Here is a 19,314-nt window from a genome sequence, read left to right as displayed (position 1 = left end):
GTTTCTACCTTTTGATTTGGGCCGGTTCCGGAACTGTCGCTGACAGGTTTGGCGAGGGGGCTGTGACTGTCAGCCGGTGGCTTCTGGGCTGGAAGAGTTCCGGCAGCTGGGTGCTGGAACGTCTGACCACTGAGCGCAGCCAGGTGCTGGCGGGGTCGTTCGTTTGGGTGGGGTGCCAGAACATGGCCTCGACCAGGTACGCTTCCCGGTCCAAGGGCAGTTCAAGAATGGCTATGGCATCGGTCTGCTGGGCACGTGCGGCCAGCATACGTGGAACGGTTGCAACGAGGTCTGTTCCTTCGACGAGCAGGGGCAGAGCGAGGAAGCCGTTGGCGACAGCCGCGACGTTGCGCTTGAGGCCGGCTTTTTCGAAGAGTTTGTCTGCCGGGGTGCGAATGCCCTCCCCGAAAAATCCGACGGCGTGCGGCAGGTACGCAAAGTCTTCCAAAGTGAGGCTGTTCTGTCGGAGGATGCCGTTGTCTGCTGCAACGATCGCGACAAAACTGTCCCGGAACAGCTGCCTGCTGGAGCCAGGCATACCATATCCAGCAGGAGCGATGAGGAGGTCCATCCGGGAAAATTCAGACACTTCTCCGCTGATGGAACTCGTAGGTATGAACTCCACCGCGACGCCCGGTGCTTCTTCCTGCAGGATCCGCCGCAGCGGTCCTACCAACAGGGTTGCGGCGTAGTCGGACGCGGCGACGATGAAAGACCTAGCGGTGGTCGAGGGATCGAAACCAGACCGCGCCCCAGACATGCGGTGAATCCGGTGCATCGTTTCGTCCACCAGCGGGACCAGTGACTGCGCGAAAGGCGTCAGCTCGTATTTCCTGCCGACGCGCAGCAGCAGTTCGTCATCAAAATGCCGGCGAAGACGTGCCAAGCCGGTGCTGGCCGCGGGCTGGCTGATTTGAAGCTGCTCCGCGGCCCGAGAGACGTTCCGGACCTCGAGGAGCACCTGTAGCAGCGGCACCAGATTGAGATCGATTCCCTTGACTGTTCCCCGCGTCATGTCGTCCTGGAAGCGCGGGGAAGAGAGAGCCACGATGCTTGCGCTGCTAGCGTCACGAGCTCGACCGTTCGTTGGTTGCAACAAGCTGGGGAGGCTTGCCAAAGGAAACTTCCGGGCTCGGTTCGAACCCAAGCCTCCAGGCCTTAAACCATAATGATCGTCCAGCCGATTCCACCGGGCCTGTATATAACTGCCAATCCCGTCCGTCGTCCTCTGGCGACCCGCCAAGGCGTTCAAGCATTCCAAGGGTTCGCCCGGTGGCTCCGGGAGCAACGGTGGTCCAACCGATGGACGCTCCTGGGGTTTCACACGTCGCCTCGAAGCCGTGAGGGGTATCGGTGACTACAGGTGCGGCGGTCTCCCGCCGTACACCCCCCGGGCGCCACATATCGATGAGCGTGTCTTCGTTTATCAGGCCGAGGTCTCCATATCGGTCTTGCCAGTCCTTTAGAACCCTCCGCATGCGCGCCACTGTTGACCTGTAGTTCGGGTTGCTGGCGAGGTCGCAAGTCTCGTGCGGGTCAGCCGAGATGTCATACAGCTCCTCCTCCGGCTTAGTCGATGCTACGAGTGTGCGTTGGAGGTCGGTGAAGAGACTGCGTGGCTCACCGCGACCGATCTGGCTGGCCTCTTGCTTGGCCAGGTTACGCAGTTCCGCCCAGGTCGCCAGCTGGTCCGGGTAGCTCGTATGGGGAAGAGCTGCGCGGTCGGGGTGAAAGTGGCGGATATATCGGAACTTGGCGTCCCGGACTGTCCGGGAGGTGTCTTCCGCCTCATCCATTCGGTCCCGGCCTCCGAACGCGTATTCGTTTGTTCCGTGAACAATCTGCCCGTTCGCGGAAAGGAACGGCACGCCCTGCATATGCCCAGGGACGGGAAGGCCGCAGGCCTTGAGCATGGTCGGACCAAGGTCAAGGGTTTGCACCACGTCTGTAATCACCGTGCCCGGGGCGATTTTCTCCGGCCAGCGTACGATGAGCGGTTCGCGGAGGCCCGCTTCCGTGGCCCACCGTTTTGCCCTGGGCATGCCCCGTCCGTGGTCGCTCCAGAACACGACAATCGTGTTATTGGTTAAGCCGTCTTCCTCCAACTGATCAAGGATGCCGCCCACCCAGTGGTCCATCTCGGTGATGAGGTCAAAATACCGGGACAATGCCGAACGGAACACTTCCGTATCCGGGTAGTACGGCGGAAGCGGAACCTCTGTCGGGCTGTGGCGCTGGTCGTCTTGAACGTTCGGAGTGGCCTTGGCGAAGGCTTCCTCGTTCAGGTGAATTTGGGACTCATGTGTCGTCATGCCTTGGAAGGCCGCAAAGAACGGCGTCCCTGGCTCCGGCCTGTTCCGCCAGTGGGCTGTAGGGGAACAATCGTCAAACACCGTGTTTGGGACGTCCACCTGAAAGTCTGTGTACCAGTTGTTGGTGCAGTAATAGCCGGCCTGCCGGAAGTACTCCGGCAGCAGGCGCACCTCAGGTGGGGGCACTGCTCTTGTCCGCATGTGCATGGTCCCGATGGATGTCGGGTAGCAACCGGTCATGATCGCGGATCGTGCAGGTGCGCATACGGGGGCGGCGGCAAAGGCCTGGTCGAACCGGGCCCCTTCTCTTGCCAGCCTGTCAAGGTTGGGTGTGATGGAGAATTCGGCACCAGGCCATACCCCCGCATAACAGCCAAGGTCGGGGTTGATGTCGTGAGTGGTGATCCACAGTACGTTGGGCTTTTCCATGACGTCTCTCTATATCTGAAGGGCTACAAGCGCGCATCGATAGGCTCAGTCGTAGACTTTCGCTACTTCCTGCTCAAGGTCGATGATTTGCTCGCGGTTGTAAGCTGCTTTGGGTCCAGGTGTGTAGCGGACAGAGGAGAGCAGCCCGTTATAGGGGAATGATCCGTGTCTTTGGTGTAGTTCCCAGTCCACGGGGCCGCCGCGGTCAAGACCGACGCTGATGCCGGTAAATGGACACATACCGCCGGTGAGCTGGAGTACCGGGCCGAGTCGGACTTGTTGACCCATGACTTTGACCTCGATATCCCATTTGAAGTCCGGTGTCGTCTGGAATTGCACCTGGATCTCCTGCAGGCCCTCGGAAATCGCTACAGACGTCCGCTTAATCTCGCCGTACTGGTTGTACGACACGTGCAGCGTCTCCGCTTTGACGTACAGGCAGTAGCCGCCCCCCTGGTCGCCGTGGGCAACAAGGACGCCCTCTTTGCCATAGCGGTGGTCCAAGCGGATATCGATGCGGAAGGAACGCATCCGGATGAGTTTGTTGGAGCGGTAGCGTTCCAGTGTTGGCGTGCCCGGATAGAGGATCACGGGTTCTTCGAAAAGAAGCTCGGTGGAGGGACGGTTGCGCATCATGGAGTAGTCATCGTTGAGCGGAAATACCTGGTTGTACCAGGCGGCAGCTTTCCATCCCTCGGCCATTTGACGGACCCGTCCCGGGTATTCGGACGCCAGGTCGTGGAGCTCGGTTGGATCTGCCTCGACGTCGTAAAGTTCCCACCCGCTTTCTCCCCAACTGGGTCCATTGGCGTGCGGTTCAATTGCTTTCCATCGTCCGTCCATGAAGGATCTGCGTCCGCCCAACTCAACATACTGTTCCGTGTGGCGCGTTGGCAGGGCGGGGTCCCGCAACCATTCATCAAAGGAGCGGCCGTCGGTTTCGACGGCCTGGCGGCCCTTGAAGTCGGTTAGGGGCTCAACACCCGCGAGCTTCATCAGTGTGGCTCCCAGGTCTGTCGCATACGCGTACTGTGTCCGAAGGCCGTCGTCGGCCACTGTCCGGGGAAGCCCGGCCGGCCACGACAGCAGCATGGGGACACGGACGCCGCCTCCGTAAGTATGCGATTTATACAGTCGGAAGGGGGTGTTGGAGGCATAAGCCCAGCCGTGGGGGTAGTGGACGTATGCCTGCGGGCCGCCGATCAGGTCAGGATCCCGGGGAACATCGTTTGTCCACTCCAGCGGCATTGCCGGATTGCGGGCACCGAAGCCACTGAAGTAGCTGCGGGTGCCACCGATGCCTCCGCCGGCCGCTCCCCCGTTGTCGGAGGTGAAAACGACGATTGTATTTTCGTACTCGCCGGATTCCTTGAGGTGGTCCGTTATCCTCTTGAGGTTCTGGTCCACATTGTCGATCATGGCGGCGTATACCTCCATGTACCGTGCGAACAGGTCTTTTTGCTCCTCGCTTAGGGACGCCCAAGGCACAACTTCCATGCCGGGTTCTGTATTGCGGGGCGCGCACTGGGTGCCCTCGGGGAACAATCCGCTGCGGATTTGGCGAGCGAAGCGTTCAGATCGGATGTGATCCCAGCCGGACTCGTACCGGCCGCGGTATTTCTCGATGTCTGCGGCTTTAGCCTGAAGGGGTGCGTGGACTGCCTGGTGCGAGTAGTAAAGGAAGAACGGTTTCAGCGGGTCAGCGGCCCGCGATGACTTGATCATTTCGAGGGCGCGGTCTGTCAGGTCATCTGTGAGGTAGAAGCCCTCAGGGTACTCGTCCACCACCACCTGTGCATTGTCCTGCACCAAGCGGTGCGGGTGGAAAAGCGAAGTGAAGCCATCCATGCACCCGTAATACCGGTCGAAGCCCCGCTGGATGGGCCAGCTGTCTTTGGCCGCGCCGTCGTGCATCTTGGATTCGACCGTCAAGTGCCATTTGCCGACCATAAACGTTGCATACCCGCCGGCACGGAAGTTTTCCGCCAGAGTAGGTGCGTCCTGCGGCAACTCCATTGCTGTATTTGGAAAACCCGGATCCATATGCGGCACGAAGGCAAATCCGGCGCGGTGGGGATTTAGTCCGGTTAGGATCGCGGCCCGGGCTGGAGCGCACATCGGCGGAGTTTGGTAGTTGTTCAACCGATAGCCCTCCGCCGCTATCTCTGCCAGAGTAGGGGTGTCGATTTCCGCACCAAAGGGCGAGATGTCGCTAAAGCCCATATCATCAAGAAGCATCAAGACGACGTTGGGCGCACCTGGCTTCGCGCGGCGCTGCTTGGGCCAGGAGGGAATCGATTCCGAGGCGCGCTCATTGATTACTCCCTTGAATCCTTCGTAGCCGCGGACAGGGTAGGGGCTGTTGTTTGATGGGCTCATGTGCATCCTCACGCTGGTACAAAGTTGAAGGCGGGCGCGCAGTGGTAGGCCGCCGTGCCCGTGTGTTCTGCTGGCCGCCTTAAGGGCGGCGGGGCTTGTTGTAGTGCTTGTACGCGATATCGAAGCCCTGGCTGATGCGTTCCCGCATTAGTTGTTCGGCGGATTCCGATAGCTGTGCATGCGGCCGTCCGGCAATGAGGTCTTCCCCATTTGCCGTGAAGCCTTCAGGGCGTCCCTGGAGTGTCTTTGCCAGGAGACGCCGCCAGGCGATCAGGTTTTCGGCCTGTTCGTCCTTGGTTGCAAGGTCGACGAGTTCATGAGGATCCTCGACCAGATTGAAGAGCTGCTCCGCGCCTGAACTGTCGAACCAGATGTACTTCCATCTACCGTCCGTCAAGGAATGCCAACTAGGTTCGTACACGAGGTTGCCTTCTACCTGCTGCCCCGGAAGTGCCGGGTACATGCCGGCGTGCGCTCCCCTGAGGGAATTCTCACTATGGAGATACTCCCTCCAGGCCTGTTCGCCGCTTCCACTTAGCAGGGGGACGATGCTCTCCCCGTCTACGCCGTCGGGGCAGGGCAGTCCAGCCAACTCAAGGACGGTGGGCAGAGTGTCATGCCACCCGATCGGCTCATCGCGAACTTGAAGTGGAGAGATACCCGGACCCGAAATCAGGAACGGGATGTGAGTCGCCCCTTGATATGGCCGTGACTTGTGGTATAGGTAGTGATCGCCTAGGTTCTCGCCATGGTCTGACGTAAAAATGATGTAGGTATTGGGGAGGCGAGCCGCCGCGGACAGAATACGCCCGATCTGGAAGTCCGCGAAAGTGATGTTTCCGTAGTAGCCCGCCTGAACGGATTTAAGAAGCTCCCCGTCGAGCTTGACGTAGCCTGTCCTGTCAGGATTCCAATTCGCGACCGGCGGGATGTCCCAGTCTCCAACTGCTGGCTGATCGACGTCGTTGCGGTTGTAGTACCGGTTGAAGAATTCTTCAGGGGGATTGAGTGGACCGTGCGGCGCGTAGTAGCCGACGGAAAGGAAGAAGGGACGCCCCGTATCCCGGGCGCCCAGGAATTTCAGTGCCTCCTCGGTGGTCCACTGAGTGTGATGGAACTCGTTATCCATGTGGAAAGGCGCCGCGATGAGGGAATTGTTTCCCGTCCCGTTGCCGTAGTAGCCGCCTGCATGACCGGGGGCATTCTTCCGAAGAAACTGGAAAAAGTGGTCCTTAGTTTCCTTCAACTCCGAACTCGGGTCACCCGGGACGTAGTACTCGAACCCATTCGGATCATCTGAAGGAACAGTATGAAAGGTCCGACCCACGAGCGCCGTCTGATAGCCGCCGTTGCGCAAGACATGAGGCAGAGAGTTTTGCATCGGCAAGTACGGAATTCCAATGTTGCCTTGAACTCCGTGAGTGGAGGCAAGCTGACCCGTCAGGAACGTCAGCCGTTGCGGGATACATACGGGACAAGTGGAATAGGCCGCTGAAAACCTGGCCCCGCTGACGGCAAGGTAATCCAAGTTCGGGGTGAATACCCGCCGCTGACCTTCGATGCCCAAGCAGTCAGCCCGGTGCTGGTCAGTATGGATGACGATGAAACTAGGCCTGGCCACTCCGTCCGTCCCTTCTCATGCGTCGAGCACCAGAAAAGACAGGGCGTGGAGGAGGGGTCCGCGTTGATTCCCTAGGCGTTCCGGATGCAGTTTCGAGTTGATTCGACTACAAGCGTGACGCGCCTCATGTATCTAAGAAAGTCCAATCTTCAGATACAAACTATTAGAGAACTGTATAGATTTGGAACTGAAGCCGATCAGCTTGGATGGGCTGAGCGTTTCATCTCGCGACAGTGCGGAATCCGCAGTTTCCACTTGATGAATCAGGGGTGTTCGAAGTTCTGGCTGCAACACGGTAGCGGTTGCAGTAGGAGTCGTGGCAAAGGTATGACCCGCCCCGCATGACGCGCCCTGCTCCGATGGTCGGCCCCTGTGGATTCTCTCGGGGCGAGTTGCGGTAGTACCGGGGCAGGTACCAGTCCGAGCACCATTCCCAAACATTGCCGGCCACCTCGTATAGCCCGTAACCATTAGGTGGAAAGGTCCGGACGGGCGCTGTCCCAAGATATCCGTCATCAGCTGAATTGGCGTCCGGAAAAGTACCCTGCCAAATGTTGCAGAGGTGCTCACCCTGGGGACCATAGAGGTCGTCACCCCAAGCATAGCGCTTTCCCGAAAGCCCTCCCCGAGCGGCATACTCCCACTCCGCTTCCGTAGGCAGGCGACGCCCCGCCCACTCGCAGTAGGCCAGGGCGTCGCCGTGGGAAACGTGGACCACGGGGTGGTCAGGAAAGTCGGACCAGTGCGAGTTGGATCCTCCGGGGTTCCGCCAATGAGCTCCTTGCACGCTAAGCCACCAGGGCGCCCCGGAAGCTTGTCCTAAAACATCCTGGGGAGGTGCCGCGAGGAGCAGATGGAACACCGCGGAATTACCGTAAAGCTCAGCCTCCGTCTTGTATCCTGTCGCATCCACAAACCTGCTGTACATCTCATTGGTCACCACGCTCCTGTCCATGCGAAACGTGTCGATGCTGACCTCATGGACCGGCGTTTCGCCGTTGGCAGCATAGCCCTCGCCGAAGGCGTCGCCCATCGAGAAAACACCGCCAGGTATAAGCGCATCGTCATGGATCACCCCAGAGAATGGGTCTCCGTTACTTACCAAGCCGCTCCCCCCTCTCCCTACCTTCTGGTCCCTGCCGCCACCGCAGCAACAGGATCCGGACATTTGGACCGCTTCACCACTGACGCCACGCCCACTGGCAGCCACAGAGGGGGGATCGTGTGCCAACGCATTATTCGGCAGGTCATTCATGAGGTTCCTTTTTACTGGTCGGGGCGGTCGAACGGACAAGCCCAAGATGATGGTGACCTATGCTACCGGCTTCAAACCATACAATCTGCTGATATTTGGCATTCGGAAATCGGTCTATGACAAATACCCATGCGCCTCCATAGTGGTGATGTCCCCGACACTCCGGGATCGAATTCTGCTCCAGAAGGAAGTGACCACGTGGAAACTCCACTCTCTCATCTTGCCCACCTCGAGATCACCAGCCCGGACGTCGAAGCCTCGGCCCGGTTCTACGAGGAAAGATTCGGCATGCGCATCATCGACCGTGTGGACGGGAACGTCTACCTGCGCTGCTGGGGCGACTACTACCGCTACAGCCTGGTGATCACCGAAGGACCCGAAGCGTCCCTGGGCCGGATGGCCTGGCGCACCAACTCCGAGGCAGCCCTTGAAGCAGCAGCCCAGCGCATCGAAGCGACCGGCGTGCAGGGCACCTGGACCACCGGCGGCCACCGCTACGGCAAGGCCTACGAATTCACCGGCCCCTACGGCCACCCCATGCGCCTCTTCTACGACGTGGAAAAGTTCGTGGCCGAGCCCGGCTTCGAGTCCACCTACCCGGACCGCCCCGAGCGCCGCAGCAGCCACGCCGCCGCCCCCCGCTTCCTTGACCACGTCACCGTGGCGTCCTCCGACGTCCGCGGCTTCGCCAAGTGGTACAACGAAGCCCTGGGCTTCCGCGTGATGGCCTTCGTGGACCTGGACGAAGCCCCCATCACTGTCTTCTCCGTGCTGACCACCAACGAAAAGTCCCACGACCTCGGCGTTGTCCTGGATACCTCCAGCCGCCCCGGCCGCGTCAACCACATCGCCTTCTGGGTGGACACCACCGAGGACCTGCTCCGCACGGCCGACGTGATGATGGAAAACGGCACCCCGATGGAATACGGCCCGTCCATCCACGGCGTGGGTGAGCAGAACTTCCTCTACTTCCGCGACCCCTCGGGGCTGCGCGTGGAGCTCAACTCTGGCGGCTACCGCAACTACGTCCCGGACTGGGAAGCCAACACCTGGCACCCGTCCGAGGGTTCCAACAACTTCTACAAGAACGGCGCCATGCCGCACTCCATGACCGAGTCCTTCCCGCCGGCCGAGGGCTTCACCGCCACCGAAGAAGGCGCCTCCCCCGAGATGAAGGAAGCCCTCCTGAACCCGTACGCCAAGCAGGGCCGGGGCTAAGACACCATGGCTGAAACCTATGCACTCATCCGTTTTCAGGAAGCCGGCGACGCCAAGGCCCGCGCCGGCCTGCTGGTTGAAGACCGGGTCCTGCCGCTGGACGGGGACATCAACTCCCTGATCGAGCACTGGGACACCACCGAAAGCCAGCTGGACTCCCTGGCCGCCTCCGCAGGCAAGGACACCGGCCTAGCCCTGGCCGACGTCGAAATCCTTGCTCCGGTGGAGCCAGCGCAGGTCCTGCAGACCGGCGCGAACTACCGCAAGCACGTCATCGACCTCGCCGCAGCCCACCGCGAACCCGGCGAGGACGAGGAGGAAGTGCGTGCCAAGACCGCCGCCATGATGGACAAGCGCGCAGGCCAGGGCACGCCGTACTTCTTCATCGGCCTCCCGACTGCGATCGCATCCGCCACGGACGATCTCACCCTGCCGTCCTACTCCAAGTCCCACGACTGGGAGCTGGAACTGGCGGCAGTGATCGGAAAGACGGTGTTCCGGGTCACCCCCGAGGAAGCCCTGGAGTATGTGTTCGGCTACACCATGGTCAACGACATCACCACCCGCGAGTACGTTTTCCGCAAGGACATGCCCGCCATCGGCTCGGACTGGTACCGCGCCAAGAACGCCCCCGGCTTCCTGCCCACCGGCCCGCTCCTGGTCCCGGCCAAGTTCTTCGGCGACCCGCAGGACGTCCAGGTCACCCTGAAACTCAACGGCAAAGCCATGCAGGACGAAACCACGCAGGACATGATCTTCGGAGTGGCCAAGCTTGTCAGCGAAGCCTCCCAGATCATGCCGCTGCGCCCCGGCGACCTGGTCCTCACCGGCAGCCCCGCCGGAAACGGCCAGCACTGGGGACGTCTGCTCCAGGACGGGGACGTGATGGAAGGCACCATCACCGGGCTGGGCACCCAGCTCATCCACTGCAAGGACGAGGTTCAGCCGTGACCACACAGGACACAGCACGTATCACCGGAACCGGGGAATCAACTGATTCCCCGGTCATCCGGCGTGACGATCCGCTCGGCAGCATCCGGGCCATGGCGCAGGCCCACAACAACTGGGGCCGCTGGGGCCAGGACGACGTCCTAGGCACCCTGAACTTCATCGACGCCGGCAAGCGCATCGAAGCCGCAGCACTGGTAAAGACCGGCGAGGCGTTCTCGCTATCCCAGCCGTTCGACACCAACGGCCCGCAGAAGGGCTGGCGTCGCCGCACCAACCCCGTCCACACCATGACGGACACCGGCGTCGATGCCGAACGCGGCAACCAGGGCTTCCCGCACGGCTTCGGCGGCGCAGACGACGTGATCGCCATGCCGCTGCAGTGCTCCACCCAGTGGGACGGCCTGGGCCACATCTTCGACCAGGGCAAGGCATGGAACGGCCGCGCCGCCGGGGACGTGGTCACCTCCGAGGGCGACCTGGTCACCGGCATCGAAACCGCCGCTGCCAAAATCGTCACCCGCGGCGTCCTGCTCGACGTCGGCCGGGCGCTCGGACCCGAACTGGGAAGGAACGACGGCGAACTTCCCGACGGGTTCGCCATCACCCCGGAACACCTGCAACGGACCATCGAGATCCAAGGTCCGAGTTCCGCAGTACGCCGCGGCGACATCGTGGTGATCCGCACCGGCCAGTACACCCGGGTCCGGCGCGACGGCTGGGGCGACTACGCCGGCGGCGCCGCCCCCGGCCTTTCCTTCAGCACCGCGCCTTGGCTTCACCGCAGCGAAATCGCCGGCATCGCCACCGACACCTGGGGCTTCGAAGTCCGTCCCAACGAGTTCGACGCCGCGTTCCAGCCCCTCCACCAGATCGCCATCCCCAACCTGGGCCTGTTCCTCGGAGAGATGTGGGACCCGGACGCGCTGGCCGAAGCGTGTGCGGCCGACGGACGGTACGACTTCCTGCTCACCGCCGCTCCCCTGCCTATCACCGGAGCCGTCGGATCGCCGGTCAACCCCATAGCGGTCCGCTAAGCGGCCCCGTTCACGCCTGTCCCGCCCATCAAGGAAGAACCATGCCAGTTTCCAGCCCCCTGCCCGTCGTGGACGTCCACGCCCACATCCTGCTTCCTGCCCTCCAGCAACTGGTGGCAGAAGCTGACCCCGACGGCTTCGGTGCGCAGCAGGCCCTGGAGGTGCGGCGCAACGGACCGGAGTCGATGGCGTCTTCGGGCAGGATGATCAAGGACCGCTGGCCGCAGCTGACCGGCCTGGACCGCCGACTCGCTGACATGAACGCCCAAGGCGTGGATGTGCAGTTGGTCTCACCGTCGCCGTCGCACTTCTACTACTTCGCCGGCGAACAACTGGCCATGGAAGTGGCCACGGAGGCCAACCAGGCCGTGCGGGACCTCGTGGACCGCGCACCGGACCGGCTTAACGGCGTGGGCCTGGTTCCGCTCCAGCACCCGCACCTCATGGTGGAGGCCCTTGAGAACGCAGTCCTCGAGTGCGGGCTGCTCGGCGTCGAAATCGGATCGTTCGCCGCTACACCCGCCGACCCGGAGCGCAGCACGATTGAGCTCTCGGACCCCCGGCTGGAGGCCTTCTGGTCCCGGGCTGAGGAACTGGGCGCCCTGGTGTTCCTGCACCCGTTCGGTTGCTCGCTGGATGAGCGGCTAGACAGGTTCTACCTGGCCAACACCGTCTCCCAGCCCGCCGAAAACGCCGTGGCCCTGTCCCACGTGATCTTCAGCGGCGTCCTGGACCGACACCCGGGAATCAAGGTCCTGGCTGCGCATGGCGGCGGCTACCTGCCCACCACCTTGGGCCGCTCCGACCGTGCTTGGCGGGTCCGGCCGGAGGCACACGGCTGCGCCGAACCGCCGTCGTCCTACCTCAAGAAGCTCTACTTCGACTCGCTGGTCCACAGTCCGGCGGAACTGCGCGCCTTGGTGGCGGCCGCCGGGCCGGAGCAGGTGCTGCTGGGGTCTGACTACCCGTTCGACATGGGCTCGGACCAGCCCGTGGCGGAAGTCCTGGAAGCGCGCCTTCCGGAAGAGGAACGGGCACGAGTGCTGGCAGGCAATGCCGCCGCCCTGGGCATCACGCCCGCTTCCGTCCGCACCACCAGCCAGTCAGCCTAAGGAACAGATACATGGTCAAAATTGCCCGTTGGGAGTACGACGGCGGGACGCAGTCCGGCTTTGTTGACGGCGGCGCCTGCCACGCCCTCCCCCAGGGCCAGGACGTGCAATCCCTGCTGGACGCCGGGCTCGAAGCGACTCTGGAAATTGCCCGGCACACCATCGGGTCCGGCGCCCCGGTTCGGCTTGCAGACGTGCAGTTGCTCGCCCCCTTGAAACCCGCCACCATCCGCGACTTCGTGGCGTTCGAAGAACACGTCGAAGGTGTGCGGAAGAGCATCGACGGCGTCGCCGGCGTGGTCCCGGAATGGTACGAGGCACCCACGTTCTACTTCACCAACCCGCACACGGTGACCGGAACCGGTGCGGTCATCGGAATTCCCGCCGGCTGCAATGACCTGGACTTCGAAACGGAAGTCGCCGCCGTCGTCGGCCATGTGCCGGGCAGTGACGGCAGCAACCTCTCCGCCGCGGACGCCCACCGGCACATCCTCGGCTACACCATCCTCAACGACTGGTCCGCGAGGGACCTGCAGCGCCGGGAAATGAAGGTCAGTCTGGGCCCATGCAAGGGCAAGGACTTCGCCAACACCCTGGGGCCTTGGATTGTCACCGCCGATGAGTTCGAGGACCGGCACGATGCCGAGGGGTTCCTGCCCATCTCCATGTCCGTGCACGTCAATGGCGAACAGATTGGCCAGGACCTGCTCTCCAACATGGGCTGGCCATTCGCCGAGCTCGTGGCCTACGCCTCCCAGGACTCCGTGGTGCGCCCTGGCGACGTGCTGGGCTCCGGCACCTGCGGGAGCGGCTGCCTGGCCGAACTCTGGGGGCGCAATGGCGCCCAGACCCCGCCGCCGCTGAAGACCGGCGACGTGGTCCGGATGACCGTTGAGGGCATCGGCACGATCGAAAACAGGGTAGGTGACCGGCGCAGAGGAATAGCACCTGTGACCGCCAGACCCAGGCCCGGCACGAACCGTCAGGGCTGAATCGGCGTCAGCCGCCGTTTGGCAGCGTTACAGCCGCAGAACTCTCGCACCTCGATGTGTGGGTCACCACCTCTGCGGCGGGCTAGCCCCCATCCACCATCTCGAGTACACGTTTCGCCGTCCTAACTCCCAACTAGCCGAAGGTACTGGAGGTCACGGGAGGATCGAACATATGGCAAAGTACCGTGCACGAAAGAAGCCTTGGAGCCTCTTGAATGGAACGGACGCATCACCAGGAAGACATGTCAAGCAACCCAGCGGAGCATTCACCCGTAGCTTTCCCACGGCAACCAGTCGATGACTGGTCCACTCTTGAAAATCAAAACGTAGAGGTACACATCGCTGAACGCGTGGCTGGTCGAGGAAGAGCTGCGGACGTCATGGCAGACGGCTCAATCCTTTGGCTAATGCCCGAAGAGGAGTTGCCGGGAGACGCATAGTCGAAAACCAACCGGGGACGTATATCCGGATCAGCGACACAAGTGGAAGATGAGCTTTGGGGCAAGGGCCTAGGCGGAAATCTCCTGCCAGTAGACCTGCACCAGACCTGAGCTTCCATTCATTGCTGACGGACTGTGAGATGTGTGAGTAATGCGGGCGCACTGCAGCCGGGACCAGCTAACTTCTCCGTTCCAGACACAAGCCATCTGACAGTTTCAATCCCTACCGTACAGGCCCTCGGAGCCGTACTACACCTGCGCCCACCTCCACCCCCACTATCAAGGTATTCAATTGCGAAATAGTTTCCATTCCTAACTCGTCGTTCCAGGAATTCCTTGGTGAGTGCAGAGTTGAGTTTGAATTTTCATGCATGCGGACCTACTTGCTGCATACCCCCGGGACGTCGTAGGCACAGTTCCGTCAGGGAGTGAAAGTGCACAGGCGTGTAGACGAAGGGGGCCTTCGGTGCGCTCGTCATACTCAGCGGATTGAGGCATTAGGTCTCTGCGCCGCCATTCACCCAAGGGGGCAGAAGGAGAAGAAGGTGATGAATCATCGGGGTCCACGCCACCAGCAGTTATGACATCTGCAGCGTTGCCGCACGCCTGGGTTCTGCCGGGCACCCGCGGTCTTGCAAGCAGCGCGAGATCCCGTAGGCAACATTGAAAATGCGACTCGACTAATTAGAGCAGGAAGACCCTAAACCTATGAACAATGAAAGCTCTCCCTGGGGACTGGCGGCGCAGGCTCTGGCTGCTCCCCTCGATCTAGATCCAGACCGCGAGATTGTACTGTCGTGGCGGCTGACCGCTTCGGCCCAGCCGCAGTATCAGGTTCAGGTGGCTCCCTACATTGCCGGCTGGGGGGATAACGGCGTATGGGAGTTCGAATCGGATGAGGGATCCGAGCACCGGCTCATCGTGCCGGGGAGGACCTTTCCCAAAGGAGGCAGATTCAAGTGGCGTGTCCGCACGTGTGATTCGGCGGCAAGAAATTGGTCGCCCTGGTCGTCTGAAAGCGCGTTCGGGACCGCCCCAGACGGGGGATGGGCAATGGCAACTCCAATCTGGGCCCCCGCTAGCAGCGAAACACAGTTGACCGACTACGTCGTCAGAGCATCCTTTACGTTTCCTATGCGGCCGAACGTGAAGGCAGTGCCGGACGGTCTGGCGGCAGGAATCCGGTTCCGCGCCCGCAGTGGGGGTGACGGGTACGTCTGCTGGCTTGATCCTTCCCTGGCTGAGGTCAGGATCAGCCTTGTTTCCGAAGGTGTGGAATCCGTTCTGGGACAATTCCCTGCGCCCGACCTTACGGTAGGCGATGTTCATGAGGTCACAGTGTCGGCTATGGGCAGCGCTCTTTCGGTAAGCCTAGACGGTGAAGCGGCTGGCAGTGTGACAAATAGCTCCTTTCTTCATGGTGGAATTGGTCTTTGCGGGTCGTCCAAAGGACGTTTCACGGTCTTTGAACTCAATCTAACCGACCCCAATGGTGACGTGCTTTTCCACGAGAACTACCGGAACGGATCAACCTCGCTGGCTTGCGGGTCGGTACGCAATGACGCTCTGGAAGTCGCAGCCAACTCGGACTCCTTGTGGCCGGCACCTAACGAGTGGGCCTTCCTTAGAACCGAATTCATGATTCCATCCGGGCGACAGCCTATCTGGGCGACACTGTTCGCGACGGCCTCTTCAGCCGAACCCGCGCGCCAGTTTGTCTATAAAGCTTGGGTTAACGGCCAATTTGCGGGCTTGGGTCCAACCCGTTCTGTCTCGGACGAGACGCGCTTCGACGGCTTTGATGTCACGGCGCTACTCACCGACGGGCGGAATGCGATCGGATTGCAAGCCTATACAACTAGAGAACAAAGAGTTCAGATCCTGCTCGCGGTAGGGTTTGCCGACGGTAGCATTCTTGAAGTCCCCTCTAATGCGACCTGGCAAGGTCTGGGCGGGGACGGTATATACCCGAACGTCGGCAGCATCGGCACATCATTCTTTTCTGCGCCGGTAGAGAATTTATGCGGACCATCGTTTCCCTACGGTTTCGCCAAACCCGGCTTCTCAGCAGAAGGTTGGCAACCCGTCGACATACGTCCCGTGTTCAAACGCCTGCAACCCAGCACAATGGCCAAAGTGCAGCTACAGAACTCCTTGCCGGTCCGGCTACAAGAGGTAGAACCGCACCGTTATATCTTGGACTACGGGAAAACCTTGGTGGGTGGCTTACGCCTTGGCGGTGAGGAATGGAGTGGCCGCGCAGTGCTGATCCGGTACGGGGAAGTCCTCGGGCAGGACGGGGCAGTCAAGTTTCAACTCGCCACAACCAACACCTATCAAGACACGTGGCTGATGCCAGAGACCTCAGCCCTTTCCGAGACGTGGGGATTGCGGGTGTTCCGATACGCTGAGGTCTTAAACGCTCCTCGAGGACTTTCGCCTGCTGACTTTGCCGCAATAAACCATGTCTACCCCGAAGATTTTGTCGGTAAGCAATCCTCATCGAACGCCGTTTTGGACCGCATATGGGAGCTTAGCCGCGCAACACTGGAATCAAGCAACGGCAACTTGTATGTGGACTCCTGGACGCGTGAACGGGAACCCTACGAAGCCGACGCCTACCTGCAGATGCGTGCCAATTTTGCGGTTGGAAGCGACACTGCCCTGGCCGCTTACTCACTCGAGTATTTGATGACGCGGCGTACTTGGCCCACTGAGTGGCCGATGTACATTGTCCTGGCAGTCCATGACTACTATATGGAGACGGGAGATCTGGAATTCGTCAGTCGCCATCGGGAGGTCCTCGCGGAGAAACTCCCCCTCCAGTGGCTGGACCCCAAGACGGGACTGCTCGGAAAAGACGAAGGCTCGGACGGCTCCCAAGGACGCCCTGACTGCGACATAGTTGACTGGCCGCGGAGCGAACGCGACGGGTACGTCTTCGCTTACTACAACACCGTAGTAAACGCCATAGGTTATCGGTCGCTCATTTGTATGGCTACATTGGAGAGCGCCCTTGGACACGCAGAAAGTGCCGGCCGTCTCTCAAGGATTGCCGCCCGCCTCCGTTCTGCAATGAACGAGCTACTCTATGACGGCAACACCGGGGCATACCGCGATGGGCTCTACCAAGACCTCACTCCGATCGATCACCATGCCGTCCACGCAACAGCGTTCCCGCTGGCGTGGGGCGTTCCGGAGCATACTAACTACGCCCAACTTGCGCAGCACCTCCTCCTTCGGGGCATGAACTGCAGCGTTTATGCAGCGCCCTTCTTTTTAGAAGCGCTTGCTATCGCGGGTGGGCCCGAAGAAGTTGTGGGCTTCATAACAGGGCAGGGCATACGGGGGTGGAAGCACATGTTGGATTTAGGCGCCGGTTCAACCATGGAAGCGTGGGACGAAAGTCTTAAGCCGAATCTCACGCACTCCCATCCCTGGGCGGCCTCCCCGACTTTCCTAGTAAGCGAAGTCCTCATGGGGATCTCACCACTCGCGCCGGGCTTTTCTCACTTCACAGTCCGACCCCAATGTAGCGGGCTTGAACGGCTTCACGTCGAACGACCGACCGTCCGGGGGACGATCAAGGCCACGTGGACCCCGAATGAGCATCGACTGGAAATCGACGTTCCGGGAGGATGTTCAGCAACGGTCGCACTCCCGTCGAACACCGCAAACGCCACAATAAAGAGCTATGCGGAGCAGGATCTCGCAACGCCGATTGAAGTGGGACCTGGCCAATACGTTGTGGGCATACGGAACAACAGGTACTTCGTCACGCCGGTCTCGAGCGGGCAGCTGTGACGAGGGACTGAGCACTCCGATCCAGTAGGCGATCTAAGTGGGGGAACGCCAAGTGTCAGGGGCGGTCGCAAAGTTAACCAATTCGCGGCCTCGGCGTACTACTGGTCGTAGCAGCGCCTGAGCCTTTAGGAACTGCAACCGGTCCCTCCAAGAATGCTGCACGGGCTCACTATGCTCGCTGATGAAGCAGGGAATGGGCATTATGAGACCTTCTGGATTGTGGGAATCAGCCGGCGCTCGGGGACTCGATGGCGGCACGATCACTTGTTCTCAAGTTCGGAGACATCAAAAAGGTTGCTCCTATGTCGCATTCGCTGCCACTCCCCGGGTTCCTCTACGTCGGAACGGATCCCTATCGGGAACCTCCTGCTTGTCGGACGGAGCATTGGTGTTATCGCCAGAGAGCTCGGGCGTTGTCCTTGCTCTGGTGATACCGGCCCAGGTCCTAGACCGGCGCGACCTATCGTAAGCAGGTCCTGGACCTGTCTTCCGTGCGATTGCCGAAGTGAACGGAGCCGGACTGAGTCAGCCCCTTCGAATTATTACCAATCGAAATACCTTCTACATGAAAGGCACTCTTCCAGTTTCTGGGCTGTCACGGGAGAGTCATTAAGAGGGCATTTTCTCAAAGGGACGCTTTGTCGACCTTTGAACAATTGAGCGAACATCATTGCCCTCATTATCGCTACGGAACAACGAAGGGAGGCTGGAGCTGTGGCAAAATCAGTGCATTCCCGTGCAACCATCTACGACGTTGCGCGGATGGCAGGCGTCCACCCATCAACAGTCTCCCGGGCTTTCAGCACACCGGGAAGGGTGAACACCGGGACGAAGAAGCGCATTGATGAAGCCGCCGCTGAGCTGAAGTACCTTGCGAACCCCTTCGCAAGGGCCTTGCCCACAGGGCGCACCACCACCCTCGGACTGTTAATCCCCAAGACCCAAAATCCGGCATTCTATGACGTCATCTGTGCGGCCCAACGCGTCGCCGCCAGCCGGGACTATGCCTTATCGCTCCAAATGTCATCAGCCGGGGCAGGGACAAGAAGTGGTGCTGGCCCTCGTCTGATGGAAACAGTGGACGGTCTCTTGCTGGTAAGCCCTGATATGGATGATGACACCATCCGTGAGCTGGCTGATGCAAAGCCGATTGTGCTCGTGAACCGGGAGGTGCAGGGTGTGCCGAGTGTGCTGCCCGACATAAGCATCGGACTTAACCAGGCCTTTCGGAGTCTTGCGGCGTCTGGCCACCGTGAAATCGCTTTTGTGGCAGCCCCCGGTGACTCCTGGATGTCCCGGCGGCGCTGGGAGGGCGCAAGCGTCGCCGCCACCTGGCTTCGACTTAGGCTCCACAAGGTGTACGCCACCAAAGACAGTACTGGCGGGGGCAGAGGGGCGGCACGCAGCGTACGAGCTTGCGGGGCAACAGCGGTTGTGGCCGATAGCGACCTGCTTGCCATCGGGCTCATGCAGGAACTCCAAGCGGCGGGTCTCGGTATACCCGATCACCTAAGCATCATCGGCTCCGACGACATCCTCGCGGCCGAGTTCACCTCTCCGCCACTTAGCACCATCCGTTCATCCTTGAACGCTTGCGCAGCGCAGGCCTCAGCATTGCTGTTGGACATCATCCACGGCGCGAGTGCCCTGGACACAGTCATCACGGTGGAAACAGAGTTCGTCATGCGTGGATCCAGCGGCAGATTGAACTCTATGTGAGTGTCCTTGCCTTTGGTTCCCGAATGACATCCCCACTGAACACCCCTA

The 19,314-nt window shown here is 60.9% G+C and carries 12 protein-coding genes; 7 read left to right on the top strand and 5 right to left on the bottom strand.

Annotation, left to right across the window (positions count from 1 at the left end; all coding sequences use genetic code 11):
- Window positions 1-4: 4 nt before the first annotated feature.
- From ACFX4T_RS11500 to ACFX4T_RS11480, 5 genes are all read right to left on the bottom strand, one after another.
- A complete protein-coding gene (locus ACFX4T_RS11500; protein WP_377651935.1) occupies window positions 5-1,015 on the bottom strand; it encodes a LysR family transcriptional regulator in 1,011 nt (336 codons plus the stop codon).
- Between the two features lie 52 nt (window positions 1,016-1,067).
- On the bottom strand, window positions 1,068-2,741 hold the full coding sequence (locus tag ACFX4T_RS11495; RefSeq protein ID WP_377651933.1) for a sulfatase: 1,674 nt from the start codon (window positions 2,739-2,741) through the stop codon (window positions 1,068-1,070).
- A 45-nt stretch (window positions 2,742-2,786) separates the two neighbouring features.
- A complete protein-coding gene (locus ACFX4T_RS11490) occupies window positions 2,787-5,120 on the bottom strand; it encodes an arylsulfatase (RefSeq protein ID WP_377651931.1) in 2,334 nt (777 codons plus the stop codon).
- Window positions 5,121-5,199: 79 nt separating this feature from the next.
- Complete coding sequence (locus tag ACFX4T_RS11485) at window positions 5,200-6,741, bottom strand: sulfatase-like hydrolase/transferase (protein WP_377651930.1); 1,542 nt, start codon at window positions 6,739-6,741, stop codon at window positions 5,200-5,202.
- 220 nt (window positions 6,742-6,961) lie between these two features.
- The gene (locus ACFX4T_RS11480; RefSeq protein WP_377652046.1) at window positions 6,962-7,909 is read right to left on the bottom strand and encodes a formylglycine-generating enzyme family protein; all 948 of its coding nucleotides are present in this window, start codon (window positions 7,907-7,909) and stop codon (window positions 6,962-6,964) included.
- 285 nt (window positions 7,910-8,194) lie between these two features.
- Between ACFX4T_RS11480 and ACFX4T_RS11475 the strand changes: the two genes are divergently transcribed.
- The 7 genes from ACFX4T_RS11475 (at window position 8,195) to ACFX4T_RS11445 (ending at window position 19,266) form a co-directional block, all read left to right on the top strand.
- The gene (locus ACFX4T_RS11475; RefSeq protein ID WP_377651928.1) at window positions 8,195-9,214 is read left to right on the top strand and encodes a VOC family protein; all 1,020 of its coding nucleotides are present in this window, start codon (window positions 8,195-8,197) and stop codon (window positions 9,212-9,214) included.
- 6 nt (window positions 9,215-9,220) lie between these two features.
- Window positions 9,221-10,165 carry a fumarylacetoacetate hydrolase family protein gene (locus tag ACFX4T_RS11470; protein ID WP_377651927.1) on the top strand — a complete coding sequence of 315 codons (945 nt, stop codon included), beginning with the start codon at window positions 9,221-9,223 and terminating at the stop codon, window positions 10,163-10,165.
- Window positions 10,162-11,199 carry a cyclase family protein gene (locus ACFX4T_RS11465; protein ID WP_377651925.1) on the top strand — a complete coding sequence of 346 codons (1,038 nt, stop codon included), beginning with the start codon at window positions 10,162-10,164 and terminating at the stop codon, window positions 11,197-11,199. The genes ACFX4T_RS11470 and ACFX4T_RS11465 overlap by 4 nt, the downstream gene beginning before the upstream one ends.
- Before the next feature lie 41 nt (window positions 11,200-11,240).
- On the top strand, window positions 11,241-12,311 hold the full coding sequence (locus ACFX4T_RS11460; protein WP_377651923.1) for an amidohydrolase family protein: 1,071 nt from the start codon (window positions 11,241-11,243) through the stop codon (window positions 12,309-12,311).
- Window positions 12,312-12,322: 11 nt separating this feature from the next.
- Window positions 12,323-13,303, top strand: a complete 981-nt coding sequence (locus ACFX4T_RS11455) for a fumarylacetoacetate hydrolase family protein (protein ID WP_377651921.1) — start codon at window positions 12,323-12,325, stop codon at window positions 13,301-13,303.
- A 2,576-nt stretch (window positions 13,304-15,879) separates the two neighbouring features.
- Entirely contained in the window at window positions 15,880-17,547 is a 1,668-nt protein-coding gene (locus tag ACFX4T_RS11450) for a family 78 glycoside hydrolase catalytic domain (protein WP_377651919.1), read from the top strand.
- 714 nt (window positions 17,548-18,261) lie between these two features.
- Entirely contained in the window at window positions 18,262-19,266 is a 1,005-nt protein-coding gene (locus ACFX4T_RS11445) for a LacI family DNA-binding transcriptional regulator (protein ID WP_377651917.1), read from the top strand.
- Window positions 19,267-19,314: the final 48 nt, after the last annotated feature.

It is taken from the genome of Paenarthrobacter sp. YIM B13468 (assembly GCF_042788025.1).
Classification (GTDB): Bacteria; Actinomycetota; Actinomycetes; order Actinomycetales; family Micrococcaceae; genus Arthrobacter; species Arthrobacter aromaticivorans.
The sequence above is the reverse complement of the archived record's forward strand: the minus strand, read 5'-3'. Positions and strand labels throughout refer to the sequence as shown.